Origin of the sequence: Bacillus sp. LUNF1, from assembly GCF_011008975.1 — a bacterium.
In the GTDB taxonomy this organism is placed as follows: Bacteria; Bacillota; Bacilli; order Bacillales; family Bacillaceae; genus Bacillus; species Bacillus velezensis.
Genome location: NZ_CP048876.1, coordinates 971,330 through 996,598, shown reverse-complemented (window position 1 = coordinate 996,598; position 25,269 = coordinate 971,330). Strand labels below are relative to the sequence as shown.

Below are 25,269 nucleotides of genomic sequence, written 5' to 3'. Positions count from 1 at the left end.
CCCATTACACTATACCTTGTTTTTTCTGAATGGTATAGAATTGAGGCTTAATGTTCAAAAAATCGCCGAATTCATGATTAAGAAGAAAAAAGCTTCGGCTGAACGTATTCCGTTCCCTCTCCTTCTTGATTCGTCTGTGAATTATATGGAACGACTTTGTATGAAGCCCCTGAAAACAGATTGGCGTACGGTATGTCAAAGTTGCCTTTTCCTTTCACCGAATCCAGAAGCTTGTCTTTTCCGTCTTTCTTCTCATATATTCGGTAAACAACCCGATCATCCTTTTGAATATCCCATTTTAATTGAACCGTAATCAGTCCCATCGCCTTAAATGTATAACGGGCCGACAGGGATTTTACCGCCTCCAGCTCAATCGGGCTGCCCAGTTCCTTCACATTTTCAGGCTTTTTGAATGTCCGGCCGTTTTCACCCGCTTTTGTGACGATATCTTTAAAGAGTCTGACCGGGTATTGGCTGCCGCCTTTCAGGTAATGGGTTTTATCCGTTTTGTCATAGCCCATCCAGACGGCTCCCGTCAGTCCGGGAGTGTATCCCGCAAACCAGGCGTCCTTTGTGGCGCCGGGGATGCCGGTAAATGTGGTCGTGCCGGTTTTCCCCGCCAGGTCGCCTTGATAGCTGCCTTGTGAAGCGGTTCCTTCTTTTACGACCTGCTGTAGCATTCTCGTCATATTCCATGCCGTCTGTCCGCTGAAGACGCGCGTTTTGCCGTTTTTTGGCCCGGATAACGTTTCTCCGTCTTCGTCCGTGATGTTCTCTATAAAAAATGGCTTTGTATACATTCCGTTTGCCGCAAAGGTATGATAAGCTCCGGCAAGCTGAAGCGGAGTGACGCCTTCAGACAGACCGCCCAGCGCAATCGCGAGTCCGTTGTCAGAAATGTTCATGCCGTTTTTCTCAAGATACGATTTTCCCGTATCCACGCCGATCTGCTTCAATGTCCAGACAGCGGGCGCATTTATGCTGTAAGTGATCGCATCCTGCATCGTCACTTCCCCCTTGTACTGTCCGTCATAATTTTTCGGTTCATACCCGTCGTAGGACGTCAGTTTGTCTTGGAGAAGCGAATACGGTTTGAACTTGTCTTCCTGCATGGCGGGCCCGTATACGGCAATCGGCTTAAACGTTGAGCCCGGCTGCCGCTTCGCCGTAACCCTGTTGTATCCTTTTGCCACATAGTCGCGCCCGCCGACCGCCGCGCGCACGCCTCCGGTTTTATTATCAATAAAGACGGCGCTTCCCTCTGCCGCCTGATCCGTCCCCGGAAAATAGCCGCTTTCCTTCATGAGGGTATATGCCGCTTTCTGCAGCTTGGAATCAAGTGACGTCCGGATCGTATAGCCGCCTTGAAGCAGCTGTTCTCCTGACATCGAATAACGGTCTTCCGCCTCCTTGATGACAAGATCGATATAACTGTCAAACCAAGGCGTTTCTGATGTTTTCTTGACATTAAGCCCCAATGTCCGGCCCTGGGCTCTGACGGCTTCCTTGGCGCTGATATAGCCTTGATCGTTCATCATTGCAAGAATCGTATCGCGGCGTTCTTTATTTTTATCCGGATGCTGAATCGGCGAATAGAGAGATGGCGCCTTCGGGATCGCTGCCAGAACGGCTCCTTCTGCAACGGTTAAATCTTTTACTTCTTTATTAAAGTAGTAGTGGGACGCGGCTTGAATGCCGTAAACGCCATGGCCGAAATAAAGCTGGTTCAGGTACATTTCAAGCAGCTTGTCCTTGCTGTAATCACGCTCAAGATTGATGGCGATAATGACTTCCTTCGTCTTGCGCAAAAATGTTTTATCATGAGTCAGAAAAATGTTTTTCGCCAGCTGCTGGGTGATCGTGCTTCCGCCCTCCACCTTGCCGCCTGCTAAAACATCCCGGAACACCGCCCGGCCGACAGACTTCACATCAATGCCGTGATGTTCGTAAAACCGTTTATCTTCAACGGCGATAAAGGCATCTCTCACATCTTCCGGAACCTGCTGAATGGATACCGGCTCGCGATTTTCCGTATAGAGGCTCGCGATTTCATCACCGTTTTGATCGACGATTTTTGAAGATGCGTGCAGTATTAATTTCTTTTCATCGATGACATAATGGCCGAGAAATATAATGATAATGTATCCGATTAACGCGAGAAAAGCGGTTGCCGCCGCAATTACAGCCGGAATAAAGAATCTTTTTTTCTTTTTCAGCATAAGTCACCTCGCCTTTCTTAACTTGTAGTATGGGAAATATTGTTTCGAATTATGTCAGAATGAGTCGCCAATAGAAACTTATACCACTCTTTTGATATACTAGCAAGCAGGAGGTGGCTGATATGAAGGTTTATATTACATATGGGACAGCCGATTTTTTAAAGACGATTGCCAAGAAACACCCGAGTGAGAATATGGTGCTGATGCAAGGGGAGGATAATGCGGTTTTAATTCATGAAACAAATGGAGAAACCGTTTTTCAGGCGCCCCATTCCTATGAAAGCATCGACAGCGTCGGGGAAATCAAAAATCCGGGCTACGCCGTCCTCAACAACATCGCCGTTACCCAGGAAGGCCGTCCGCTGTTTGAAAACCGGTTTAAAAACCGCGCCGGCAAAGTGGAAAATGAACCCGGTTTTAAAGCCATCCGCGTATTAAGACCGCTCGAAGGCGATACGTATGTCATTTTGACCCTGTGGGAAGAGGAAAAAGCCTTTCAGGATTGGCAGCAGTCAAACTCTTATCAGGAAGCTCATAAAAAACGCGGAACATCTGCCGGCATCGACACGACGTCTATTTTTTCCCGTCCGTCTTATGTAACCGCTTATTACGCAATAGACTAAAAAACCGCCGGAGATTCTCCGGCTTTTTTGATGTCCCGATTTTACGCATCCTTCTTTGCACCTTCCGCCCGCCTATGAATACCCTGTAGCAATCCTATTTATAAACGGAGTGGTTCAATTGGGGATCGGCGTCTACTCGGTACATCTGCTTTATGTTGCTTTTATCGCGGCCATTATCGTTTTTATGCTTCTCAGAAAAGATACAACCTTTATTTCACTCGCCGGCATTTTTGTGATTGCGCTATGGACGACGCATTCATTCTCCGCTTCGGTCAGCAGCCTGTTTCACAGCTTTACGTATGCCGCCGGAGAATTGCTGCCGACGATTTTTATCATTTGTTTTATCGTGGCGATGAGCGGCCTTTTGACCGAAACCGGTATTAATGAAGCGATGATTTCTCCGTTTGCAAAGCTGATGAAAGGGCCGGCTGTCGCGTATTGGGTTATCGGCTGTCTGATGTTTGCCATCTCTCTTTTTTTCTGGCCGTCACCCGGGGTGGCGCTGATCGGCGCTGTGCTGCTTCCCGCAGCGATCCGGGCGGGCCTTTCTCCGATCGCCGCGGCTATGGCGATGAACCTGTTCGGCCACGGATTCGCTTTATCGGGCGATTACGTCATTCAGGCGGCCCCGAAATTAACGGCCGACGCCGCGGGCATTCCCGTGAGCGATGTCATGCAGGCAAGTATTCCGCTCGTTTTGATCATGGGGTTAACGACGACAATCACCGCTTTCTTCCTCATCATGCGGGATCGAAAAAAAACGAAGGCCCCCCTCTCCTTGGACAGCTCCGGTTCTTTGGACACAAGTATGTATCTGCCGAAAAAACTCAGGGTGATCCTGGCGGTTTTCATTCCGCTTGTTTTTCTCGCCGATATTATCTGCATGATCGTATACCGCCTCCAAGGAAACGATGCGACGGCACTCGTCGGAGGAACCGCGATCGGCATTCTCCTGATCATTCATTTCATTGTATATAAAGAGCGGCATTTAGAAAAGATCACCGAGTATTTTATCGGCGGTTTTCAATTCGGATTTAAAGTATTCGGCCCCGTCATTCCGATCGCGGCCTTCTTTTATCTCGGTGACGCGGGGTTTAAAAATATTTTGAACACCCCGCTGCCGAAAGGGTCTGCGGGGATCGTCAATGACCTCGGACTGGCCCTGTCCCATTCTTTTCCGATGTCCGGAGAATTCGCCGGCATCGCCCTGGCCGCAGTCGGTGCGATTACCGGGCTCGACGGGTCTGGGTTTTCCGGTATATCTCTTGCAGGCTCGATGGCAAAGCTGTTTTCCGCCGCGCTTCATACGGACCCGTCCGTTTTAACGGCGCTGGGCCAGATTTCAGCGATCTGGGTCGGGGGCGGAACATTGGTCCCTTGGGCACTGATCCCCGCTGCGGCTATTTGTAAAGTTGACCCGTTTGAGCTTGCCAGAAAAAACTTTATCCCGGTTGCGGCCGGGCTAGTCGTCACAACGATCGCCGCCATCATCATTCTCCCGTAGCAAAAGGATTGAAATCTTCTGACATTTTCTATACAATCATGGGAAAAGCAGACGAGGGGGCATCGCTTTTGACGTTAACGACACTTCAAAAAAGCTTAAACGCTCAGCTTGACGGGCTGTATGAGGAAATGGTTGAAATCAGGCGTCACTTTCACATGAATCCCGAGCCATCCTTTAAGGAGAAAAAAACACCGGCGTTCATCGCCTCATTTTATGAAAAGCTAGGCGTTCCCATCCGGACGAATGTCGGGGGCAACGGTGTCACAGCCTATATTGAAGGGAGTGAACCGGGACCGGTCGTGGCACTCAGAGCTGATTTTGACGCTTTGCCGATACAGGATGAAAAAGATGTGCCCTATGCTTCACAAATTCCCGGCGTCATGCACGCCTGCGGGCACGACGGCCATACGGCGGCTCTGCTCGCGGTCGGAAAAGTGCTGTACCGCAACCGGGAAAAACTGAAAGGGTCATTTGTGATGATCCATCAGCACGCCGAGGAATTATCTCCCGGCGGAGCAAAAGCAATGATTGAGGATGGCTGCCTCGAGCATGTCGATGCCATTTTCGGCACACACCTATGGGCGACTGAACCCGTCGGAACGGTCTTATGCCGCCCGGGCGCAGTGATGGCCGCCGCTGACGGCTTTACGATTAAAGTCATCGGCAAAGGCGGTCACGGCGCGATTCCTCACGATACGAAGGACGCCGTTTTAATCGGCTCACAAATCGTCACGGCTCTTCAGCATATCGTCAGCCGGCGGGTAAATCCGGTGCAGCCGGCCGTCATCTCAGCCGGCTCGTTCATCGCTGAAAATCCGTTTAATGCGATTGCCGATCAGGCAGTCATATCAGGCACCGTCCGCTCGTTTGACGAAAGTGTGCGCAGCCTGCTCGAAGCAGAAATAGAAGCCGTCGTAAAAGGAATCTGTTCCATGCACTCCGCTTCCTATGAATATCGTTTCAAACGCGGCTATCCCGCCGTCGTCAATCATCCTGAGGAAGCGGCGCACGCTGCGGCAGCCGCAGCGGAAACAGAGGGCGTCACGAAAGTCGTTGAAGGAGAGCCGCAGATGGCCGGAGAGGATTTTTCCTATTATCTGCAGCATACAAAAGGCGCTTTTTTCTTTACGGGCGCCGCTTTAGAAAATGCGGAAACCATTTATCCTCATCATCATCCGAAATTTGATTTTAATGAAAAAGCGATGCTGACGGCCGCCAAGGTGCTTATCGGCGCCGCGGTGAGCTACCCCCGATAGGGCATAAAAAACAGCCGGTACATTACGTACCGGCTGCTGTGATTCTTAAATGAAAAACGTGTCTTGCCGTCTCACCGAGCTGTGACAGCAGTTTATAATTGGCCGCTCCGCCCACGGCGGCTCCGACAACCGGCAAAAGCTGAAACAACTTCACCACGTCCAGATAATCGCGGTATTCCTGCTGAAGAACTCTCCAATCGACATCATGCTTTTTCGAATCCCATTGTTCAATCATTGAGTATATGCGTTTCCGCTGTTCACCGCTTGAGAAAGCCAGCTGAAAAATAAACAGCAAAAACAATCGCTCATCCCTGTCTTTCACATCATAGCCGTAAATGGAGGCAAGATCGAACAGACATTTCATTTTAATGGATAGCAGCAAAGGAAAATCAGCCATCCCTAAAAAAATTCCGCCGGCCCCCGTACCGATACCTTCGGCTGCCGCGACCTTTTGGTACGATACGATGGTTTGTCTGGCGAGGGCATCTTTTTCAGCAAGCGTCATACCGTTTGTATCCCGCTTGCTTTTCACCAGATTTGAACCCGCCATTGTTGCTTCGGTCATTTTTTTTATGCTTTCTGTGATAACGGCATGAATTTTATCGGGAATCCGCTCATTTATTTTCGCCTGCATTCCTTTAGAAAAACGTTCAAGCATAGAATCTTTGCGCAAAAAACGCGCTTTCCATTGCAGTGCTTCCTGTATCAGCTGCTGATCGTCGGTCATCTGTGTCTCCTTCTTTCATTGAGGTCTCAAAAACCCGATAGATTACAGCTTGCCGTACTTTTTCAATCTTCCGCCCATATACGAAGGCATGATCACAAAAATCAGAACGGCTGAAGCAACAGCCGCATACAGCGCCCCGCTGACTCCCGCGGCATAAGCTGACGCTGCACAGAACAGCAGCGCCTGCACGGTTAATGCCGATTTCATCAGCGAAAAGAAACTTTGCAGCTTCGCTTTCTGATTGACCGGGTAAAGCTCCTGCAGAGAAAGGTGATGAAAATGCCCGAACAGCGGCAGAAGCTGTATTCCCGTAATAAAGACGGTAAATACGGTTAACGCCGCCGTGATCCACGGATTGGCGGAAACGAGCATAATAATCAGGATAAAAATAATCGTGAGCCTGACCTGAATGCCGAGATAATCATTTGAACGCAGAAAGGCCCGCGCATACATATAGGAGAACGTTTTCCGCTGTTCAAATGGAATCATTCTGAGCAAAAAGTCGAGATACGCCCGGCGTTTTGCCTGTTTCTTCAGGTGAGGCACATCGGTAAACAGATTGGCGATTCTGTAAAACCGCTGCTTCCTTCTTAATTCATATTCAATATGGGCTTCCCATTTTAATGATTTATGTTTTGCGGCCGATGTGAAATACACATAAAGGCCGGCCATCACAACATAGACGGCGGCAGCGTACACATAAAACGACTGTAAGACGAAGTATAAAAGCAGCATATTGCAGATAAAGCGTATGACCGCATCCATCATTTTCATGCTTCTGTCATTCATAAACGTCATCCGCCACTCCATGGCCTGATTCCACGCTTTTACCGCCAGCATCTGAATAAATACGGCGGCATACGACGCAAGCGACGCCCCCGGACTTACAGCGAAAAACAGGGGCATGCATACAACCGACAGGGCAATAAGCGGAAACAGCTGTGACAGATAGCTGTACTTAAATGAATGTTTAAAGTATGTCCCCATTTTCGGTTCAAGCGGCAGCAGAAACACGAGGTCCGCTTCCTTTAGCAGCGTCCGGACGTATGAACCGGTCAGCACAAATGAAAAGAGCACCGCCATCACCCAAAATGACGGAAAATGAACGGGAATGTCTTTGACCCACTTGCTGTACCAGCTTGCCGCGCCGGCAATAAAAAAGATCAGCACAATGACGAGATGATCATTGAGCATATATTTCATATACATTCTGGTTTCCTTTATATGCTCTTCAAGCCGGGACTGCCAAATAGTAGACATATTATTCATGGCCGGCGTCTTCCTTCGTCAGTTCAATATACAAGTCATCAAGAGCTGCGTCTTCCATGCCGAACTGCTCTCTCAGTTCTTCCAGTGTGCCGCTTGCCCGCACTTCGCCGTTATGTAAAATAATGAAAGCGTCACAGTAGCGCTCTGCCGTAGCCAGGATATGCGTTGACATCAGCACGCTTGATCCGGCTTTTTTCGCGGCGTCCATCCGCTCCAGCAATGCATTGATCGCAAGCGGGTCAAGGCCGAGAAACGGCTCGTCAATGATATAAAGCGAAGGCTCCGCGAGAAACGCGCACATGATCATGACTTTCTGCTTCATCCCTTTGGAAAAGTGAGCGGGAAACCATTTCAGCCTTTTTTCCATTCTGAATTCTTTCAGAAGCGGAGGAAGCCTTTTTTCAAGCGTTTCTTTGGAAAGGCCGTACGCCATGGCCGTCAGCTCCAGATGCTCTTTGAGCGTCAGTTCTTCATACAGCACCGGCGTTTCTGGGATGTACGTAAATTGCGAGCGGTAGCTTTCCTTATCCTCCGAAAACGTCTTGCCGTTCAGCTCGATCGCGCCTTTATGCGGGTCCATTAATCCGATAATATGCCGGATCGTCGTGCTTTTGCCCGCGCCGTTTAATCCGATGAGTCCGACAATCTGGTTCGGCTCAAGGGTGAATGAAACATTTTTTAAGACCGGGTTTCTCGTATAACCGCCGGTTAAGTCTTTTACCGATAGCAGAGACATAATTTCTCCCCTTCTGATTCGTTTTTCTTCATAGTACCAAAAATAAAGTCTGATTTGAAACGATTCCCTTTTTTTCTCACGTGAAAAGTGTGCATAGTTATCGTTTTGGCGGACATCATAATATATGTAGAAGGAAACAGCTTTAATCAACTGAAAATGAGGTGTTTATAAAAGACGTCTTAGAACAGTTGGATGAAAATCAACATGTCCTGTGCTTACAATTTCTTCACACACTGCTTTGATGATGTTCTTCATTCATGATGAAATAATCAAATGAGGTGTTTGTCCCAGGAATGATTAAGCAGACCCATAAGTCTTCATTTTAAAAACAAATGAGGTGCTTACAAAAGGCATATTCAATTTTCTGTGATAAAGCTCGTACTTCTGCATCAGGGTGAACGCGCAGCCGTTCATCCTGTTTTTTGTTTTGGCCGTTTTTGTGGTACGATGAGAATATACATATATTTCTTTTCAGGGAGGAAACCCATCTATGCACAAAGCGGACGATTGTATTTTCTGCAAAATCATTGCCGGTGACATTCCGTCTTCAAAAGTATACGAAAATGAACACGTCGTGGCGTTTCTTGATATCAGCCAGGTCACAAAAGGCCATACGCTCGTGATTCCGAAAACACATATCGAAAACGTGTACGAGTTTACGCCTGAGCTTTCTAAAGAATATTTTGAAGCGGTGCCGAAAATCGCACGCGCCATCCGCGATGAATTCGAGCCGATCGGGCTGAATATTCTCAATAACAACGGTGAAAAAGCGGGCCAATCGGTGTTCCATTTTCACATGCATATCATTCCGCGTTACGGAAAAGGAGACGGTTTCGGGGCTGTCTGGAAGACCCACGCCGAAGACTATACGCCTGACGATCTTCAGGAGATCGCTTCAACCGTCAGAAAACGGCTTGCCTCATCTTAAAGATGAGGTTTTTTTGCGTCCGGAAACACAAAAAACATAAATTATATTTTTTCATATCAAAAAAATCAAAAAATTGTGATAGGATAATTGTATTATTTCTTACACTAAAGCGGAAAACAGGGAGAGATCGTAAACATGGAACGTACAACGAATTTCAATGCAGGACCCGCAGCCCTTCCACTGGATGTGCTGCAAAAAGCACAAAAAGAATTTGTCAACTTCAATGATACCGGCATGTCCGTCATGGAGCTGTCCCACCGGAGCAAAGAATATGACGCGGTGCACCAAAAAGCCAAAAGCCTTCTGAAAGAACTGATGGATATTCCCGACGATTATGATATTTTATTTCTTCAAGGCGGCGCAAGCCTTCAATTCTCCATGCTGCCGATGAACTTTTTAACGCCGGAAAAAACGGCGCACTTCATCGTAACGGGCGCATGGTCTGAAAAAGCACTCGCCGAGGCGAAACTGTTCGGAAACACATCCGTTACGGCAACAAGCGCAGATTCAAACCACAACCACATACCGGAAGCAGACCTCTCAGGAATCAAAGACGGCGCCTATCTGCATGTTACGTCAAACAACACGATTTTCGGAACGCAGTGGAAAGAGTTCCCGAATTCACCGATCCCGCTCGTAGCCGACATGTCAAGCGACATCCTGAGCAGAAAAATTGATGTCAAAACGTTTGATGTCATCTATGGCGGAGCCCAAAAAAACCTCGGGCCGTCCGGCGTCACGGTCGTCATCATGAAAAAATCATGGCTTGAAAACGAAAACGCCAACGTCCCTAAAATTTTGAAATACTCCACTCACACAAAAGCCGATTCACTGTATAATACGCCGCCTACATTTGCGATTTATATGCTGAGCCTCGTCCTTGAATGGCTGGCTGAAAACGGCGGTGTCGAAGCGGCTGAACGGCGCAATCAGGAAAAGGCCGACGTCCTGTACGGCACAATCGACGCAAGCGGCGGGTTTTACGCGGGGCATGCCGCAAAAGACAGCCGTTCTCACATGAACGTCACGTTCACCCTCCGCGACAGCAGTCTCACGAAAAAATTCGTTGAAGAAGCGAAAGCGGCTAAAATGACCGGACTCGGAGGCCACCGCTCAGTCGGAGGCTGCAGGGCGTCTATCTACAACGCCGTCAGCCTGGCTGATTGTGAAAAACTGGCTCAGTTTATGAGAAAGTTCCAGCAGGAAAACGAATAAATTTCTTCTAACATAACGGTTCCTTTGATATACTGTTTGCATATCAATTTTTCCGGCCATCGCAATAAATGACGAGCATATTATTGGATGGCGAAAAAGCTTAGCAGAGGAGAGCTTAGTATGAAAACAAAAGAATTAGTCATTATGGCCCTGTTTGCGGCAATCGGAGCGGTGCTTCATTCCATTATGCCGCCGGTATTATTCGGAATGAAACCCGATATGATGCTTGTGATGATGTTTATGGGTATTCTGTTATTCCCCCGTGTGCAGAACGTGCTGATGATTGGGATTGTAACGGGAATCATTTCCGCACTCACGACATCTTTTCCGGGCGGACAGCTTCCGAATATCATTGAAAAACCGGTAACGGCGTTTCTGTTTCTCGCGCTGGCGCTTTTGGTGAAAAAGAGCGTGAAAACAGCGGCCGCCGCCGTCATTACGATAGCCGGCACCTTCATCTCCGGTTTGCTCTTTTTGGCGCTGGCCCTTCTGATTGTCGGCCTGCCGGGCGGATTCACCGCATTGGTGCTCGCGGTCGTCCTTCCGGCGGCTGCGCTGAATACGATCGCCATTATCATTATGCATCCGATTGTGCAGACGATCTTAAAACGGTCCAATATGATTGAAACGGTGAAATAACCGCATACCGAAACCTCTTCCGGCCGGAAGAGGTTTTTTAATGTGTTTCAGCATGTTTTATACGAGAAGTTTTGTGAAAAAGATAAGGAACAATGCGAGGGCGGTTCCTGCTGAGCAGACAATGGCCTTTTGGCGGACGACCCGCTTCGGCGGATAAGAAGCGGCCTGGCCGAGCAGTTTCAGGTAATAAACGGCGCCCGCCGCAAAGACAAGAGCCATACAAGATAAAACAATCATAAAGACAGACAACCTTCTCCCTCCTTTTCCCTTAAAAAATATGCTAAAATAAAGCAAGCTATGTATAGAAGTTTATTCTTCTGAACAAAAATGATAAAAGTTACGAGAAAAAAAACGGGGTGATTTCAAATGGCTGACGGACGTTCCCTTTTAACAGGCCTTTTCGTAGGCGGATTGATCGGAGGCGCAGCGGTGTTACTCTCGGCTCCTTCATCCGGAAAAGAGCTGCGGGGCAAAATCAAAGCGAATTGCAATTCAATTGAGGACACAATCAAACGGTTAAAAAAAGACGGAATGGCGCTTAAGGACCAGCTTGTCCAAACGGCGAAAGAAAGCGCAGAAGTCATTAAAGACGTAGGCGGAGAGCTTCAGACCAGCATTAAAAGGTGGCAGGAGGAAATCAAGCCGCACCAGCAGGATCTCCAAAAGGAAATCGCTGATATCGAAGAGAAAATCAGACAGCTGGAGAAAACCTTACAAAACTAATATCCTATACAACCAAAAAAAGTGCGGACATATTGCGTTCCGCACTTTTTTTTGCGGTTTAAAGCCTTTCCCAGCAACGGATCAAGAATTTATTATAAAATTCTTAAATTTTCATCTTTATTAATCTTTATTTTATTGGCATAATAGAGGAAAAGAAAATGTGAAGCAGGTGATCTGTATTGAATCGTGTTGAACCGCCTTACGATCTAAAAGAAGCTTTAATCTATACCCAAAAAATGGCGCAGCTGTCCAAAGCGCTCTGGAAATCTATCGAGAAAGACTGGCAGAATTGGCTGAAGCCGTACGACCTTAATATTAATGAGCATCATATATTATGGATTGCCTATCAGCTTAAAGGAGCTTCTATTTCAGAAATCGCCAAATTCGGCGTTATGCACGTATCAACTGCATTTAACTTTTCAAAAAAGCTTGAAGAACGGGGATATCTGAAATTTTCCAAGCGGCTGAATGATAAACGGAACACGTACATTCAGTTAACAGAAGAAGGGGAAAATGTATTCGAAAGCCTGCTTGAGGAGTTTGATCCGTCGAGAAACGCTGTGTTTAAAGGCTCACAGCCGATCTACCACTTATTCGGGAAGTTTCCTGAGGTTGAAGAATTAACCTGTGTCATCCGCCACATTTACGGCGAAGATTTTATGGAGATATTCGAGAAATCATTGACAAACATAAACAATGATTTTGATAGTGAAGACGGAAGGCTGAAGAAAAAAACAGACGAATCGGCTGCCCATGAAACGGCTGAAGAGCTGGAACCGATCAACAGTTAATCAAAGTGCTTCATAATCTCAATAAATTCTTCCATCAGCGCTGTATAAAGCCCCTGCTCATACAGAGCAAAAATCGTTTCATGAACATCTAATTTTTCGTTCAGCTGTCCCGCAAAAAGCGCAAGGAGCTTGTCAAACGTCACAAAGCCTTGCGCTTTTTGCGACTCCAGCTCGTCCTCCAATTCGCGGCAGATCCGCCCGACCTCTTCTCCTTCTTCTTCGGTCAGCCCTTTTTCAATCATCATCGCATAAAAAGGGTACTTATCCATATCCACCGTTTTCACCAGCAATTGTATGTAATATTCTAAACGCCCGATACGCTGATCCATTGAATCCATCCGTTTCACTTCTTTCTATCTTTAATCTTATTTTAGCTGATAATGAATGGAGAAGAAAGGTTAAACCGTACATTTCCATGTTTCACCGAGCTCTTCTGTTCTTCTCTTTCCAGGTTTATTTTTTTCTTTAAAAAAGGATTGATTTTTTCTCCTGAAGAGAGTAAATTATTTTGAGATTGTATTCCATCTTTGTACGGAAGGATGACTCTGATGAATTGCTGGAAAACCATTAATCTGATCAAAGATTATGGTGCGGTTCGTTTATTATTGACTGCTGTAGGTTTTATGATCCTGTTTTTTATATGCAACTTCTTGGCATTCGGGCTGCTGCGTCCGAATATCAGTTTAAGTGACGGGCACGTGTTTGCTTTTTGTGTTCTGCTCGTTGTTACTTTATTTGTACATAAAGTCATACATGTCCTGCCGATGATCTGTAAAAAAAGAAAAAAGGAAATGAAAATGTACTTCTTGCGGATGCCGACATGGAAAGGCATACCGAAAACAACGATGCTGATTTCAACGATCAGCCCGTTTTTATTCATTACGCCGTTATTGTTTTATGCCGGACTGGCATTTCCGAGACACGCTCATTACTTTTATATGATTTCGAGTATTCATGCGGGGTATTGCCTGCCTGATCTTCTGTTTGCGCTCCATCTGGTCAAAGCGCCCAAATCATGTCTGATTGACCAGGAATCCGACGGTTTTGATATTTTAGTAAAAAAAGTGCCGGAGTCTTGATGTCCCGCTGATTTTTCAGGTTACATTCTATCTTTTTTAATAAATATTTGGTAATGTAATATGGGAGCAGTTCAGAGAGAGGGGGAATCTCCCATCATTTTATTCTATTTTATCGTGGCTGCCCTGTTTATTCTTTATTTCATAAACAGGCTCACAAATACATTATGCCTTGTCAGAGAGATTCCTGAAGACCGGCAGGATAAGGTATTCCGTTTTATTAATGTATCTATTTTAATTTTACTGATCTCTTCATTCGTCGAGATCTCCTTTACTGTGTAAACAGGCAAAAAATATGGCTGACGGAGGTCTGACCCCCGACAGCCATATTTTTTTCTTAATAAAGCCAAGAAGCGCCGATGATGATCAATAAGATGAACAGAACAACCAATAATGCAAAACCGCCTGCAAATACTTCACCCATCTCCAAAAGCACCTCCTACAAAACGTTTTATTTTTCCAATTACATCATATGCAATTTACTTCTGAAACGATTAGGCGCCCGGGTAAGAAAACGGACCGCTTTTGGAAAAAGCGATCCGTTTCGCTTAACAAATGTAAGCTGCACCTACGATGATAAGCAATATGAACAGTACTACGAGCAGTGCGAAACCGTTTGAATATCCTCCGCCCATGGTTCATTACCTCCTTTTCATGATCAATATATTTGTATGTATCAGGAAAAAGTTTGACTAGACGAATGCCCTTTATTTAAAATCTTTTTACAGAAAGCCACAATATGTTATGATACGCATATGCAATTTAATTTGGATGATTAGGAGTGTTTAATGGAATGAAGAAAATCGCGATAGCAGCTATTACGGCAACGAGCGTCCTGGCTCTCAGCGCTTGCAGCAGCGGCGACAACGACGTGATTGCCAAGACGGATGCCGGAAATGTAACAAAAGGCGAGCTCTACACGAACATGAAAAAAACCGCGGGCGCAAGTGTGCTGACACAGCTCGTACAAGAAAAAGTATTAGCAAAAAAATACAAAGTATCGGATAAAGAAATCGATAACAAGCTGAAAGAGTACAAAACGCAGCTCGGCGATCAGTACAGCGCCCTTAAACAGCAGTACGGCGAAGATTACCTGAAAGATCAGGTGAAGTACGAACTGCTTGCGCAAAAAGCGGCGAAAGACAACATCAAAGTGACTGACTCCGATACGAAAGAATATTACGACGGCTTAAAAGGTAAAATCCGCGCGAGCCACATCCTTGTCGCTGACAAAAAGACAGCTGACGAAGTGGAGAAAAAGCTGAAAAAAGGCGAGAAGTTTGAAACGCTTGCGAAAGAATATTCAACTGACAGCTCAAAAGACAACGGCGGCGACCTTGGCTGGTTCGATAAAAAGTCAATGGATGAAACATTCAGCAAAGCTGCATTCGGCCTGAAAGTCGGACAAGTCAGCGATCCGGTCAAAACAAAATTCGGTTATCATATCATCAAAAAGACAGAAGAACGCGGCAAATATGATGACATGAAAAAAGAACTGAAAGAAGAAGTTCTTAAGCAGAAATTAAACGACAACTCAGCTGTACAGGCGGCAATTCAAAAAGTCATGAAAAAAGCTGACGTAAAAGTTGAAGACAAGGACTTAAAAGACACGTTTAACACTTCAACATCATCATCTTCTCAATCTAAATAAAAAAACTGTGCGGGCTCTCGGCGAGCCGCACAGTTTTTTTATGCGATCGAATGATTGGAGTTTTCTTCTGCATCCCCGTTTTCACCTGCGGGCGCCGCCATACGGCGCTCGCGTTCCTGTTCCATCCGTTCAATATACACCCTTCCTTCTTTTTCAATAAACGACTGGTCAAGCTTTTCCTCTTCTTTAGCTGTTGTGAAAAGCTTATAAGCACTGAAAATAATTCCGATAATGCAAAGGTATACCCACCAAGGAAAAAATAGCACGTCGGTTTCCTCCCTTTTTCACCCAGAGTCTTTATTCTAAGCTATGCTTGATAAAGACAAGTTATGAGAGCTGAACGTAAAAAAGACCGATCGTAGAGAATCGGCCTTTTTATCTTATTGATGGAAAGTCGGTTTGTAGAAAGAACGGTTTTCAAGCGCAAATACACGCTCTGTGTATTCGCCCGGCTTCACCCGTTCCAGCGCTCTGTCCATCATGATCATTTTTGCATCCAGATTGTCAATGTAGTGCAGAATTTCCGCTTCTTTCACCATCGGCGGTTTCGGGCTTCCCCATTCCGCTTTTCCGTGATGGCTTAAAATCAAATGCTTCAGAATCAGCACTTCTTCAGCGTCAATCTGAAGCTCTTCGGCTGCTTTTGAAAGCTCTGTCACCATGATCGAAATGTGCCCGAGCAGATTCCCTTCCACGGTGTACGTTGTGGAGACGGGGCCTGAAAGCTCTTTTACTTTGCCTAGATCATGCAGAATGACTCCGGCATACAGTAAATCCCGGTCAAGAGACGGATACAGATCGGCAATCGCTTTTGCCAGGTTCAGCATGGACACTACATGATACGCGAGCCCGGAGACGAACTCATGGTGGTTTTTAGCCGCAGCCGGGTAATCCATAAACTCAGCCGCATATTTTTTGACCAGATGTCTTGTGATCCGCTGGATGTTTGGGTTTTTCATTTCAAAAATGTATTGAGTGACGGTTTCCATCATTTCATTTTTCGGAATCGGCGCCGTTTCCAGAAAATCATCAATGCTGACATTTTCGTTCTCGCCGGCCGGCCGGATGTTTCTCAGCTTAAGCTGGTTTCGTCCGCGATAGTGATGGACATCTCCGATCACCTTCACGATCGTCTGCGCCGCGTATGTTACTTCATCAGTCGGCTTGGCATCCCACAGCTTCGCTTCGATATCTCCCGATTGGTCCTGCAGCATTAACGTCAGGAATGGTTTTCCGTTGCTTGCGATTCCCTTAGTCGAAGATTTAATCAGAAAGTATTGATCGACCTGCTCGCCGACCTCGTGCAGCATAATACCTTTTGCCATTCTATTAAAAGCTCCCTCCATATCTTACATAATACCAGTATAGCACATACCTCTTTTTTGAAAATAAACTCTTTTATGACAGGAGCCGCATGACTTGTCCGCTGTGAAAAGACCGGCTGACATGCTCATGGCAGGTGAAATAAAGTATCTGCCGCCCGCCTTCTGAAAGCTGATTCAGCACATCAAACAGCCGCTGCAGCCTCTGCCTGTCAAAATGGACAAAACTGTCATCAAGTAAAAACGGCAGTGATACCGCAGATTCCCTCTCTGACGCAAGGGCAAAACGAATCGCCGCATAAAGCTGCTCGCATGCCGCCTGTGAGAGTTCGCCTGCAGAAAACACCGTTCCGTCTTTCCGCATGACCATAATGGAATCATCAGCCTCGGAGAAATACAATTTGTGATAGCGTCCGTCCGTAAGCGGTCCGTATAATGCACCGGCGGTTTCTAACAGACGGGGAAGCGTCACTTTTTTATGCCGCTCCATTTTTTCCCTGATGATGTGTCTGACCGTCTGTAATGCAGCCCACTCTTTAGCGTTTTTTTTCACGCGCTCCTTCTGCATTTCTGTCTGCTGTTTTAAATCGGATACAAGCCCCGAGGACTCCAGCTGCTCTTGCTTCACCGTTAATAAAGCGGTTTGCTCACGGAGCTGGGCGCTTTTTTCCTCAAGCGTTTTTTTCTCTGTTTCCTTCTGAACGACTGTATGTTCAAGTTCGGACACTGTGCGGCTCATGTACGGCTCCAGCTGTTTTCCGCCTATGCCGGACAAGTGCGTTTTGATTTCGCGCAGCTGCCGCTCTGTTTCCCGGCGGCTTTCATTCAGCCTGGCGAGTTCACAAAAGTGTTCGCGGTTGTTTGCGCCTGCCGCCATGAAAAGCTGTTTGACCTGCTGTTCGTAGTAATGAACTTCTTCGTTTAATTCACGCATTTGCTCTTGTGCATGCAGCAGATCCGTTTCGAGCGCCTGTTTTCGTTTTGCTTCCTCACGGGCCCGTTCCGCCTGCGCCAGCAAAACGTGCAGTCTTTCTTTTACGGACAGCTCCCTTCCGTCTGAAGGACTCAGCTTTTTGACCCGGTCCTCAAATGCTCTTTGCAGCTTTTGCAGCCTGCCCGCTTCAATGGTCAGCTCATGCTTGTTAAGGATTTCTTTTTTGACATCTTTCATCACATGATATGCGTCAAGAAGATGGGAAGGACTTCCTGAAAACCCCAGTTCATTCATAAAAAGTTCCGCCTGTTTTTCAGACGGCGCCATTTCGGCCTCCCATTCTTCATATTGGCGGATGACTCTTTCATATGCCGCTTCTTTCTGTTCGAGCACGGCTTGATCCGCAATCAGCTGCTGCCGGTGCCGGCCGTCACGCCAAAGCTCTTCCTGCAGAAGATCAGCCGCTTCTTTGGAGATCGCCGGCTTCTTTTTCTTGTGTCCGGGCCCTCCTCTTTCTGACGGCAGCGGTTTTTGCATGCCGGACAGCATATATAGCAGCAGAGCACCGGTAAAAAGGGCAGCGGGCAGCCATTCCTTTAACATAGCGAAAATCGCAATGAACAGAATGCCCGCACAGAGAAAGAGCTTTTTTTGTTTGGCGCGCTGTTTTTCCAGATGCTGTACATGTGCCTGCCATTTGTTTCCTTCTGTATCAGCCGTTTGCTTATATGATTGTAAAGCGGCTTCTTTTTCTTTCCTGACAGCGGGGTCCAAAATGTTTTCCGCCGTCACGGCATGTTTTCGTTCGGCTTCTTCCAGCTCCAGCCGCGCTTGTTCGAAAATCGCATCAAGCTGTGTCTTTCTTTCTCTAGCCTGTCCGGCGCTCTGCACGGCTTCCTGCAGCCGCCATTCATATTCATAATCGGTGTTCAGTGAAAGAATGCCGTCCTCCTCATGTCTTCCGAGCTGCTGCAATCCTGACGAAACGCGGGCAGATGTCTGCCGGATCTGTGATTGGATGGCGGCAAGCTGTTCGCCGCGCGATTCGTACATATGCTGCTCGCCGGAAAGCTCCTGCAGCTGCCGCTCTTTTTGCAGCAAGTCCTCATTTGGAGCGAGCAGATCAGCCTGCCGCCTGAGTTCAGCCGCTTTTGCCCGAAGCCCCTCAAGACGGGCCGCTTTCGGATGGAGATGCGATTCGTATTTTTCAAGCTGATGCATTCCGTCCTTCGGGAATTGCTTCAATGCTTCCGGATAAGAAGAAAGTTCGCTTTCCAAGGCTGTTTTTTTGTCTGCGAGCGGCTTTGCTTCTATCGCCGATTTTACTGTTTTGATTTCTTCAGTTATGTCTTTCAATCGTGCTTCGGCATCCTGCAAACGGCCGCCGGCGCTTTTTTTCTCTTCCAGAAGGCTGTGATAGCCCGCTTCCGCAGCTTCCGCCTGTTTCAGCTGGGCGCTGAGCCGCTTTAATGTATCCAACTCCTGATTTAAGCGGGGGTTCCGCCCGTTCGGCTTATACATCCTGTCAAGTTCTTTTGCCAGTCGTCCGTCAAGCTTTGCCGCCGCTTCCGACCCGAATAAGCTCGAATACAGGAGAAACTCGCCGATTTTGTCCCGGTTAAAAGCTTGAATCTCCTGCAGTCCGAATACATCGAACGAATAGATCGCTTCGTACAGCGCCCGGTCTGTATCGGAGAGAAGCTGTTTGAGCCATTCTCCGTCCTTGATTTCGCCTGAAGCCGTATACACTCTGACTTTTTCGGCGGCGCCTTTTGTCCGTTCGATTTTGACAGCACCGTGATCGCCATGCTTCAATTCCACAGTGCCGCCGTAAACCCCGCCGTTTTTCGGTTCGTATTTTTTTGATTTCGGAAAACCGAACAGCACGCTTTTGATGAAGGACATCAATGTCGTTTTACCCGCTTCATTTAATCCGTAGATCACTTGCACGGGAGAATCTGACAGCTGAAAACTCCGGTCAGAAAATTTTCCATATTGGTAAATATGCATCGCCGTTATTTTCATCGCTGAAGCTCCTTCATTTGGCGTCTTAAAACGGCTTGAGCCTGCCGCTTAATATCCAGTATCTCTTCATCTGTAAATGAAGCCATCTGACGCCGGTATACGGGATGACGCTCAAGGGCTTCAAATACACCGCTCATGTCCGCGCATTGTTCTATGTCCTGAAGCAGCCCTTTAAAAAACGGATCGGGCGGCCCGCTGTCTGTTTCGTCCGTCCGATCCTCAAGCGCAAGCGGCCAGACGAAACATTCCTCTTCGGCCTCTTCCTCCTGTAAAGCGGAAAGAAGCTCCTCCGCAATGCCTGCGGGCGCCTCCGTCCAAAAGCGGGGCGCCGCGCCGCGAAGCACCAGCCTGACACATGCCGGGCGGCCCGCCGCGCGCAAGCCGGAGAATGTATCCGATGCGGTTTTCAGAAGTGAAGTCATATGTTCAGCTCCGGAGATATCAAGATCAATCTCCTCCCATAACACATCATGCGCTTCTTTGAATTCCCAAGACATCTCACCGTTTGCCGCCCGGACGAGATAATATCCCTTAGGCCCGGTTTCTTTTAAATGCCGGGCTTGAATATTCCCGGGGTAAATGGCGGCGGGATGCTGGGCGGACAGAACCTGCCGTTTATGAATGTGTCCGAGAGCCCAGTAATCCATGCCGCTTTTTTCAAGGTCTTCTTTCGTAAACGGGCAGTACGGGTCATGCCCTTCCGCTCCTGATAACATGCCGTGGAGCATGCCGATATGATAAGGCGCGCCGGTCATTTTCCGGTAACGGGCCGCCTGATTGACCGTTACGCTTCTTTCCTGATAGCTGCATCCGTATATGCTTGCCGCAAGCTCTCCGTTTTTAAAGAAAGATTTTTCCTCCGGTGTATCCGAGGTGAAGATATGTACATTTTCCGGCCATTCAATCGGCGTCCACTTACCGCCCAAATGATCATGGTTGCCGAATATGACGAACACTTGGATATCCGCTTCCTGTAATCTCGCAAACTGTTTTCTCAAAAACAGCTGGGCTTTTAAACTTCTGTTGGCTTCGTCAAACAGATCCCCCGAAAGCAGCACGAAATCTGCCTGCTCCCGGAGTGCCCCGTCCGTCAGTCGGCGGACGCTGTGAAATGTGCTTTCTTTAATACGCGCATATACCGGTTCAGGCAGATTCGAAATGCCGTAAAACGGGCTGTCCAGATGCAGGTCAGCGGCATGAATAAACGTCAGATCAGCCATCTCGCCCTCCCCTTTCTGCAAATTGAATTACCCTTATTTTAGCACCGTTTTTATACGAATGCACGTTCTGTAAAATAAAAAAAACAGCCCGGCTGTTCCGGGCTGTTTCACTTATTTCTTGGAGATACGCAGCGCTTGTTTGATCGCTTTGAATCCGCTGGCGTTTCCGTAAATCAAAACGCCGCCTTTGTAAATTTTCGCGCCGACCGCTGCAAAGATCACGATAGTGAGCAGTGTCAGGGCGATTCCGGCCGCAGCCTGCCAAAACGGGATATCGAGCATCCCGACGCGTAAAAACATAATCATCGGCGTGAAAAACGGAATGTAAGATGTAACGGTAATAAAACCGGCGTCAGGATTGCCGATGCCGAACATGGCGATCATAAAACCTGCCACGACTAAAAAAACCATCGGCTGAATCGTCTGCTGTACGTCCTCTATCCGGCTGACAACACTGCCTAGAAACGCGGCAAGCGTCGCGTAAAGAAAATAGCCGAGCAAATAGAAAATGACGGCATAGACTATCGTCGAGACGGGAACATCCGTAAAATTGAGAAATGCACTGATCGGCGACGACGCATCATTTTGAGGGTTCAGCTTCAGTGAGAGATAACCCGCTGCAATCAGCACCGCAAACTGTGTGATCCCCACGAGCGCGATACCGAACAGTTTGGCAAACATCTGCTGAATCGGCGGCATGCTTGAAATTAAAATTTCCATGACGCGGGACGATTTTTCCGTCGCCACTTCCATCGCAATCATGCTTGCGTACATGATAACTGAGAAGTAGATGACAAACAGCATGATGTATACAAGCCCCATTACCTGACCGAGCTCTTCCTCAGACTTCGCCCCTTTTTCCAGCGCGTCTTTGCTGACTTCCGGCGGAGTGTAGAGGCTGCTGACTTTTTCTGCCGAAATGCCAAGCTTGGCGGTTTCGACAGCGGTTTTTGTCTGGGTTAAAGCCTGCTTGAGCAGTTTATACGCTGATTCATCGGAAATGGTCAGCGCCTTGTATGCTCCTGTTATCGTACCTTTTTGATCTTGTCTGATGATAAACAGTCCGTCCCATTCACCGTCTTTGACACGCTTTACGGCATCTTTTTCGGACTCCTTCGTCTCCATTGCCTGCAGATCATTGTCTGTATCCGCCGCTTTAAGCTGTTTTGCAAACGCCGGGTACAGCCCGCCCGTTTCATCAATCACTGCGATTTGCTGCTTGCCGTCATCCGATTGAAACACGGATATAATCGATTGCAGGTTGGTCACCGCTAATACTAATAAAACGGTAATGGCGGTCGAAATAATGAATGACTTTGTCGTGATTTTGTTTTTATATGTATGAAACAGCATAATCCAAAATTTACTCATAAACGGCCCCCACCTTTTCTATAAAAATATCATGCAGTGACGGCTCTTCCAATTCGAACTTCCGTATAAAACCTTTCCCTTGCAGCGCCCGGAAAATATCCTGAGAAACCGGTTCATTCGCGACCTGCAGTCTGATCCCGTCATTTGTTTCCTTCCATTTCACGACGCCTTCATGCGTTTTTAAAAAGCTGAGGTCATCATCTGAATGAACGGTGACATTTTTTTTGCCGAAAGACCGCTTAATGTCTTTCAGATTGCCTTGGACGACGGGTTTTCCCTTCTGGAGAATGCACAAATTCTCGCAAAGCTCTTCCACATGCTCCATTCGGTGGCTTGAAAAAACGATGGAAACGCCGCTGTTTTTCAAAGAAATAACCGCTTCTTTCAGCAGCTCGACATTCACCGGATCAAGACCGCTGAAAGGTTCATCGAGAATCAGCAGTTCAGGCTTATGCAGGACGGCCGAAATGAACTGGATTTTCTGCTGGTTTCCTTTCGACAGCTCTTCGACTTTCTTATTCTTGTAATCTGTAATGCCGAACCGCTCGAGCCATGTCATGAGCTCTTTTTCCGCCTCTTTTTTGCCCATTCCTTTTAATCTCGCCAGATAGACAAGCTGGTCACTCACCTTCACTTTCGGGTACAGCCCCCGCTCTTCCGGGAGATAGCCGATTTTTTCACTGATGGAATAATTGACCGGCTGCCCTTTCCAGGTGATATGCCCGTCAGTCAGGCTTAAAAGACCTAAAATCATCCGAAAGGTCGTCGTTTTTCCCGCGCCGTTTGCGCCGAGCAGCCCGAACATTTCCCTTTCAGGTATTTGCAGGTTCAAATTGTCAACAGCGGTAAAGCTGCCGAATGTTTTCGTTACGTTTTCAATTGTAAGCACGAATCCAACTCCTTCCTTGACCCATTATATACTAATAATGGGTAAAAATTAATGGAGGATTTTAAATTCTTTATCAGAATATCATTCTATAAAGGGGGTGACATGATGGGACAATATGTATTGACCGCATTCCATGCGTCGGGAGAAACGCTGCTGAATGAACGAATCGAAGCGGATAATGAGGCGGAGGCGAAGGCCGCCGGAGAGGCTTTATTAAAGGAAAAAAAGCTTGAGAACAGTACTCATCGCTTGGTAAATGAAGCCGGAAAGCTGATTTTATTCCACAGATAACAGAAGCTTTCCGGCTTCTGTATTTTACCGGTTAAATTGCGGCGTCCGTTTTTCTAAAAAGGCGCGGATGCCCTCTTTATGATCATCCGTTCTTCTCATATTTTCCTGGGCCTTTCGTTCAAGAGACAAAACGTCTTTTAACCGGCTGATATGGAGGCTCTGATAAATAGCCTTCGTTTCAATCATCGCTGACAGCGGCGCATGCAGCAATCGGTCGATATACGGTTGTGCCCCCTCCGCAGGACCTCCGCTGAACAGCCCGTCGGCCAGCTTGAGCCGCACAGCTTTTTCAGCAGGCAATTTTTCACCGCTCCAAATCAGTTTTTTCGCTTCGATCTCACCGACGCGTCTCATTAATAAATAATGGCCTCCTCCGTCGGGAACCAATCCGATGCCGATGAAATTCATCGCGAGGCGGGCGTTTTCTTCGGCGAGCACCATATCGGCGCACAGCGCGAAACTCAGCCCGAGCCCCGCCGCGGCTCCGTGGATGGCGGCAATCACAATTTTTTTCATATCATAGAGGGTCAGCGTAATGGATTCGATCATTTTCATGAGCCGTTCATATTCTCCTGAATCATGATCCGACGTCATCATCTGAATATCACCGCCCGCGGAAAATCCCCGGCCTTCCCCCCGTAAAAGCACGATAAGCGCTTCGCTGTCGGCTGCCATCACGCATGCATTTTCCAATTCCCGGAGCATTTGTTCATTCAGCGCGTTGTAACTGTCAGGCCGGTTCAGCACAATCTCTGCGATCTTTCCCTTTTCTTCATAACGAATATACTGCATGTTTACATCCCCCTTGAATCCGCTTACATATTTTGTTCAAATGATATATTCCTTTCTCCGAAGCGAAACTCCTTTATTTTTCAAGGTCAACAGATACCGAAAAATGCATATCATTTGAAACTGAACATACATTTTTATATAGTGAAATTGATATACAAAACAAAAGGGGGGAAAAACACCGATAATGAAATATGTGATACTCAGCTTGTTACTGAGCTTTTTTATGGTGCTGTTCCCCCCTTCGGATGTCGCTCTTCCTTCCCAATTGGTGACAGAAACAGACAGCCATGTACAAATTTCGGTTTACCCGCAGGAAACGGAATCGGCAAAGACGCCGGTTCAAACCAAAACCGCTCCGCAAGGCCTGTCAAAAGGATACGGTGCGTTATCCCGGATGATCTCCCTGTTATCTGTCAAACCTCTTGATCAATTCATTGATTCCACAATGGAAAGGACATGCGCCATTCCGATACAATACCAGTCAAATTACCTCCGGCATCAGACCATTTCTCATTGCCAATCTGTATTTACGGTGTAAAAACAGTATATTCCGGAGGGATTTTTTATGAATATTAAAGAAAACGATCTGCCCGGCATCGGGAAAAAATTCGAAATCGAAACGAGAAATCATGAAAAAATGACGATCATCATTCATGATGACGGCAGGCGGGAAATTTACAGATTCGATGACCGCGACCCTGATGAGCTTCTGGCAAGCATTTCACTTGATGATGCGGAAGCAAGACAGATTGCCGCGATTATCGGCGGGATGGTGTACAAACCGCAGGCGCTTGAATCGATTGAAATGGCGTTCAGCGATCTGATTATCGAATGGTTTAAAGTTGAAAAAGGGGCAAAAGCGGCAGGGCGTACGCTCGGCGAACTGGATGTGCGCCAAAACTATGACGTGACGGTCATCGCCATCATTAAGCATGACCAGAAAAAGTTTTTAAACCCGGGCGCTGATTCGCTCCTTGAAACAAACGATACACTCGTCCTCTCAGGTGAAAGAAAGCATCTGAAAAAGCTGATCCAAGACTTCCTCTCCAGAGACGGAGTGTGATCTGT

The 25,269-nt window shown here is 47.2% G+C and carries 29 protein-coding genes; 14 read left to right on the top strand and 15 right to left on the bottom strand.

The genetic code is table 11. The features are described 5' to 3' along the window. Positions 1-77 precede the first annotated feature (77 nt). Positions 78-2,219, bottom strand: coding sequence for a transglycosylase domain-containing protein (locus G4O42_RS05125; protein WP_032874348.1), 2,142 nt, complete (start codon positions 2,217-2,219; stop codon positions 78-80). A 122-nt stretch (positions 2,220-2,341) separates the two neighbouring features. Here G4O42_RS05125 and hmoB point away from each other — a divergent pair, with 122 nt between their 5' ends. The 3 genes from hmoB (at position 2,342) to G4O42_RS05110 (ending at position 5,602) form a co-directional block, all read left to right on the top strand. Then, on the top strand, positions 2,342-2,842 hold the full coding sequence (hmoB, locus tag G4O42_RS05120; RefSeq protein WP_003155224.1) for a heme-degrading oxygenase HmoB: 501 nt from the start codon (positions 2,342-2,344) through the stop codon (positions 2,840-2,842). A 118-nt stretch (positions 2,843-2,960) separates the two neighbouring features. Continuing rightward, complete coding sequence (locus G4O42_RS05115) at positions 2,961-4,346, top strand: membrane protein (protein ID WP_032874345.1); 1,386 nt, start codon at positions 2,961-2,963, stop codon at positions 4,344-4,346. 68 nt (positions 4,347-4,414) lie between these two features. Then, positions 4,415-5,602 (top strand): M20 family metallopeptidase, encoded by a 1,188-nt coding sequence (locus G4O42_RS05110; protein WP_032874343.1) that lies wholly within the window; start codon positions 4,415-4,417, stop codon positions 5,600-5,602. 22 nt (positions 5,603-5,624) lie between these two features. On the opposite strand, the gene G4O42_RS05105 is transcribed toward G4O42_RS05110, so the two are convergent. From G4O42_RS05105 to G4O42_RS05095, 3 genes are read right to left on the bottom strand one after another with little or no spacing between them, the layout of a single operon-like run. Next, a complete protein-coding gene (locus G4O42_RS05105) occupies positions 5,625-6,329 on the bottom strand; it encodes an EcsC family protein (RefSeq protein WP_032874340.1) in 705 nt (234 codons plus the stop codon). Between the two features lie 42 nt (positions 6,330-6,371). Further along, positions 6,372-7,598, bottom strand: a complete 1,227-nt coding sequence (locus tag G4O42_RS05100; RefSeq protein ID WP_032874339.1) for an ABC transporter permease — start codon at positions 7,596-7,598, stop codon at positions 6,372-6,374. Further along, on the bottom strand, positions 7,591-8,334 hold the full coding sequence (locus tag G4O42_RS05095; protein WP_032874336.1) for an ABC transporter ATP-binding protein: 744 nt from the start codon (positions 8,332-8,334) through the stop codon (positions 7,591-7,593). The genes G4O42_RS05100 and G4O42_RS05095 overlap by 8 nt, the downstream gene beginning before the upstream one ends. A 490-nt stretch (positions 8,335-8,824) precedes the next feature. Between G4O42_RS05095 and G4O42_RS05090 the strand changes: the two genes are divergently transcribed. From G4O42_RS05090 to G4O42_RS05080, 3 genes are all read left to right on the top strand, one after another. Beyond that, on the top strand, positions 8,825-9,262 hold the full coding sequence (locus G4O42_RS05090) for an HIT family protein (protein WP_007409220.1): 438 nt from the start codon (positions 8,825-8,827) through the stop codon (positions 9,260-9,262). Positions 9,263-9,397: 135 nt separating this feature from the next. Beyond that, a complete protein-coding gene (gene serC, locus G4O42_RS05085; RefSeq protein WP_032874334.1) occupies positions 9,398-10,477 on the top strand; it encodes a 3-phosphoserine/phosphohydroxythreonine transaminase in 1,080 nt (359 codons plus the stop codon). Positions 10,478-10,597: 120 nt separating this feature from the next. Then, entirely contained in the window at positions 10,598-11,116 is a 519-nt protein-coding gene (locus G4O42_RS05080) for a tryptophan transporter (RefSeq protein WP_012117208.1), read from the top strand. A gap of 57 nt (positions 11,117-11,173) precedes the next feature. Here G4O42_RS05080 and yhzF read toward each other — a convergent pair whose 3' ends face one another. Next, a complete protein-coding gene (gene yhzF / locus G4O42_RS05075) occupies positions 11,174-11,365 on the bottom strand; it encodes a membrane protein YhzF (protein WP_007409223.1) in 192 nt (63 codons plus the stop codon). 117 nt (positions 11,366-11,482) lie between these two features. Here yhzF and G4O42_RS05070 point away from each other — a divergent pair, with 117 nt between their 5' ends. Together G4O42_RS05070 and G4O42_RS05065 are read left to right on the top strand one after the other, a co-directional pair. Then, positions 11,483-11,839 carry a YtxH domain-containing protein gene (locus G4O42_RS05070; protein ID WP_007409224.1) on the top strand — a complete coding sequence of 119 codons (357 nt, stop codon included), beginning with the start codon at positions 11,483-11,485 and terminating at the stop codon, positions 11,837-11,839. Between the two features lie 179 nt (positions 11,840-12,018). Beyond that, the gene (locus tag G4O42_RS05065) at positions 12,019-12,630 is read left to right on the top strand and encodes an HTH-type transcriptional regulator Hpr (RefSeq protein ID WP_007610395.1); all 612 of its coding nucleotides are present in this window, start codon (positions 12,019-12,021) and stop codon (positions 12,628-12,630) included. Here the strand turns inward: G4O42_RS05065 and G4O42_RS05060 are convergent. Then, positions 12,627-12,968, bottom strand: coding sequence for a YhaI family protein (locus tag G4O42_RS05060; RefSeq protein ID WP_003155243.1), 342 nt, complete (start codon positions 12,966-12,968; stop codon positions 12,627-12,629). The genes G4O42_RS05065 and G4O42_RS05060 overlap by 4 nt on opposite strands. Positions 12,969-13,178: 210 nt before the next feature. On the opposite strand from G4O42_RS05060, the gene G4O42_RS05055 reads away from it, so the two are divergent. Next, positions 13,179-13,709: a DUF3267 domain-containing protein gene (locus G4O42_RS05055; RefSeq protein WP_007409225.1), complete on the top strand. Its 531-nt coding sequence runs from the start codon at positions 13,179-13,181 to the stop codon at positions 13,707-13,709. 60 nt (positions 13,710-13,769) lie between these two features. Further along, positions 13,770-13,988, top strand: a complete 219-nt coding sequence (locus G4O42_RS05050) for a hypothetical protein (protein ID WP_003155245.1) — start codon at positions 13,770-13,772, stop codon at positions 13,986-13,988. 55 nt (positions 13,989-14,043) lie between these two features. Here the strand turns inward: G4O42_RS05050 and yhzE2 are convergent, their stop codons facing one another. Both yhzE2 and yhzE1 read right to left on the bottom strand, forming a co-directional pair. Beyond that, positions 14,044-14,130 carry a sporulation protein YhzE2 gene (gene yhzE2, locus G4O42_RS05045; protein ID WP_003155248.1) on the bottom strand — a complete coding sequence of 29 codons (87 nt, stop codon included), beginning with the start codon at positions 14,128-14,130 and terminating at the stop codon, positions 14,044-14,046. A gap of 124 nt (positions 14,131-14,254) precedes the next feature. Further along, positions 14,255-14,341, bottom strand: coding sequence for a sporulation protein YhzE1 (gene yhzE1 / locus G4O42_RS05040; RefSeq protein ID WP_017417375.1), 87 nt, complete (start codon positions 14,339-14,341; stop codon positions 14,255-14,257). A gap of 158 nt (positions 14,342-14,499) precedes the next feature. Here yhzE1 and G4O42_RS05035 point away from each other — a divergent pair, with 158 nt between their 5' ends. Further along, complete coding sequence (locus G4O42_RS05035; RefSeq protein WP_032874331.1) at positions 14,500-15,357, top strand: peptidylprolyl isomerase; 858 nt, start codon at positions 14,500-14,502, stop codon at positions 15,355-15,357. A 38-nt stretch (positions 15,358-15,395) separates the two neighbouring features. Here the strand turns inward: G4O42_RS05035 and G4O42_RS05030 are convergent, their stop codons facing one another. The 6 genes from G4O42_RS05030 to G4O42_RS05005 form a co-directional block, all read right to left on the bottom strand. Further along, complete coding sequence (locus tag G4O42_RS05030) at positions 15,396-15,623, bottom strand: sporulation YhaL family protein (RefSeq protein WP_032874329.1); 228 nt, start codon at positions 15,621-15,623, stop codon at positions 15,396-15,398. 114 nt (positions 15,624-15,737) lie between these two features. Then, the gene (gene yhaM / locus G4O42_RS05025) at positions 15,738-16,682 is read right to left on the bottom strand and encodes a 3'-5' exoribonuclease YhaM (RefSeq protein ID WP_003155251.1); all 945 of its coding nucleotides are present in this window, start codon (positions 16,680-16,682) and stop codon (positions 15,738-15,740) included. Positions 16,683-16,755: 73 nt separating this feature from the next. Next, positions 16,756-19,638, bottom strand: a complete 2,883-nt coding sequence (locus G4O42_RS05020) for an ATP-binding protein (RefSeq protein WP_032874327.1) — start codon at positions 19,636-19,638, stop codon at positions 16,756-16,758. Then, complete coding sequence (locus G4O42_RS05015) at positions 19,635-20,858, bottom strand: metallophosphoesterase family protein (RefSeq protein ID WP_032874325.1); 1,224 nt, start codon at positions 20,856-20,858, stop codon at positions 19,635-19,637. Before G4O42_RS05015 ends, G4O42_RS05020 begins: the two co-directional genes overlap by 4 nt. A gap of 111 nt (positions 20,859-20,969) precedes the next feature. Beyond that, positions 20,970-22,229 (bottom strand): ABC transporter permease, encoded by a 1,260-nt coding sequence (locus tag G4O42_RS05010; protein WP_007610385.1) that lies wholly within the window; start codon positions 22,227-22,229, stop codon positions 20,970-20,972. After that, entirely contained in the window at positions 22,222-23,118 is an 897-nt protein-coding gene (locus tag G4O42_RS05005) for an ABC transporter ATP-binding protein (protein ID WP_007409231.1), read from the bottom strand. Before G4O42_RS05005 ends, G4O42_RS05010 begins: the two co-directional genes overlap by 8 nt. A gap of 105 nt (positions 23,119-23,223) precedes the next feature. On the opposite strand from G4O42_RS05005, the gene G4O42_RS05000 reads away from it, so the two are divergent. Next, the gene (locus tag G4O42_RS05000) at positions 23,224-23,409 is read left to right on the top strand and encodes a YhzD family protein (protein WP_015239502.1); all 186 of its coding nucleotides are present in this window, start codon (positions 23,224-23,226) and stop codon (positions 23,407-23,409) included. A gap of 24 nt (positions 23,410-23,433) precedes the next feature. Here the strand turns inward: G4O42_RS05000 and G4O42_RS04995 are convergent, their stop codons facing one another. Beyond that, the gene (locus tag G4O42_RS04995; RefSeq protein ID WP_032874323.1) at positions 23,434-24,201 is read right to left on the bottom strand and encodes an enoyl-CoA hydratase; all 768 of its coding nucleotides are present in this window, start codon (positions 24,199-24,201) and stop codon (positions 23,434-23,436) included. A 184-nt stretch (positions 24,202-24,385) separates the two neighbouring features. Here G4O42_RS04995 and G4O42_RS04990 point away from each other — a divergent pair, with 184 nt between their 5' ends. Beyond that, positions 24,386-24,739 (top strand): hypothetical protein, encoded by a 354-nt coding sequence (locus G4O42_RS04990; protein ID WP_007610381.1) that lies wholly within the window; start codon positions 24,386-24,388, stop codon positions 24,737-24,739. 27 nt (positions 24,740-24,766) lie between these two features. Then, entirely contained in the window at positions 24,767-25,264 is a 498-nt protein-coding gene (locus G4O42_RS04985) for a cation:proton antiporter regulatory subunit (protein ID WP_032874321.1), read from the top strand. The last annotated feature ends 5 nt before the right edge of the window (positions 25,265-25,269 follow it).

Bases quoted from the DNA above. Each gene is read 5' to 3' on its own strand.
- G4O42_RS05090 (WP_007409220.1), top strand. From the start codon at position 8,825: ATGCACAAAGCGGACGATTGTATTTTCTGCAAAATCATTGCCGGTGAC.
- G4O42_RS05070 (WP_007409224.1), top strand. From the start codon at position 11,483: ATGGCTGACGGACGTTCCCTTTTAACAGGCCTTTTCGTAGGCGGATTG.
- G4O42_RS05105 (WP_032874340.1), bottom strand. From the start codon at position 6,329: ATGACCGACGATCAGCAGCTGATACAGGAAGCACTGCAATGGAAAGCG.
- G4O42_RS05055 (WP_007409225.1), top strand. From the start codon at position 13,179: ATGAATTGCTGGAAAACCATTAATCTGATCAAAGATTATGGTGCGGTT.
- G4O42_RS04985 (WP_032874321.1), top strand. From the start codon at position 24,767: ATGAATATTAAAGAAAACGATCTGCCCGGCATCGGGAAAAAATTCGAA.
- hmoB (WP_003155224.1), top strand. From the start codon at position 2,342: ATGAAGGTTTATATTACATATGGGACAGCCGATTTTTTAAAGACGATT.
- G4O42_RS04995 (WP_032874323.1), bottom strand. From the start codon at position 24,201: ATGCAGTATATTCGTTATGAAGAAAAGGGAAAGATCGCAGAGATTGTG.
- G4O42_RS04990 (WP_007610381.1), top strand. From the start codon at position 24,386: ATGAAATATGTGATACTCAGCTTGTTACTGAGCTTTTTTATGGTGCTG.
- G4O42_RS05060 (WP_003155243.1), bottom strand. From the start codon at position 12,968: ATGGATTCAATGGATCAGCGTATCGGGCGTTTAGAATATTACATACAA.
- G4O42_RS05010 (WP_007610385.1), bottom strand. From the start codon at position 22,229: ATGAGTAAATTTTGGATTATGCTGTTTCATACATATAAAAACAAAATC.
- yhzE2 (WP_003155248.1), bottom strand. From the start codon at position 14,130: ATGGGTGAAGTATTTGCAGGCGGTTTTGCATTATTGGTTGTTCTGTTC.
- G4O42_RS05015 (WP_032874325.1), bottom strand. From the start codon at position 20,858: ATGGCTGATCTGACGTTTATTCATGCCGCTGACCTGCATCTGGACAGC.
- G4O42_RS05050 (WP_003155245.1), top strand. From the start codon at position 13,770: ATGGGAGCAGTTCAGAGAGAGGGGGAATCTCCCATCATTTTATTCTAT.
- G4O42_RS05125 (WP_032874348.1), bottom strand. From the start codon at position 2,219: ATGCTGAAAAAGAAAAAAAGATTCTTTATTCCGGCTGTAATTGCGGCG.
- G4O42_RS05035 (WP_032874331.1), top strand. From the start codon at position 14,500: ATGAAGAAAATCGCGATAGCAGCTATTACGGCAACGAGCGTCCTGGCT.
- serC (WP_032874334.1), top strand. From the start codon at position 9,398: ATGGAACGTACAACGAATTTCAATGCAGGACCCGCAGCCCTTCCACTG.
- G4O42_RS05000 (WP_015239502.1), top strand. From the start codon at position 23,224: ATGGGACAATATGTATTGACCGCATTCCATGCGTCGGGAGAAACGCTG.
- G4O42_RS05020 (WP_032874327.1), bottom strand. From the start codon at position 19,638: ATGAAAATAACGGCGATGCATATTTACCAATATGGAAAATTTTCTGAC.
- G4O42_RS05080 (WP_012117208.1), top strand. From the start codon at position 10,598: ATGAAAACAAAAGAATTAGTCATTATGGCCCTGTTTGCGGCAATCGGA.
- yhzE1 (WP_017417375.1), bottom strand. From the start codon at position 14,341: ATGGGCGGAGGATATTCAAACGGTTTCGCACTGCTCGTAGTACTGTTC.
- G4O42_RS05095 (WP_032874336.1), bottom strand. From the start codon at position 8,334: ATGTCTCTGCTATCGGTAAAAGACTTAACCGGCGGTTATACGAGAAAC.
- G4O42_RS05100 (WP_032874339.1), bottom strand. From the start codon at position 7,598: ATGAATAATATGTCTACTATTTGGCAGTCCCGGCTTGAAGAGCATATA.
- yhaM (WP_003155251.1), bottom strand. From the start codon at position 16,682: ATGGCAAAAGGTATTATGCTGCACGAGGTCGGCGAGCAGGTCGATCAA.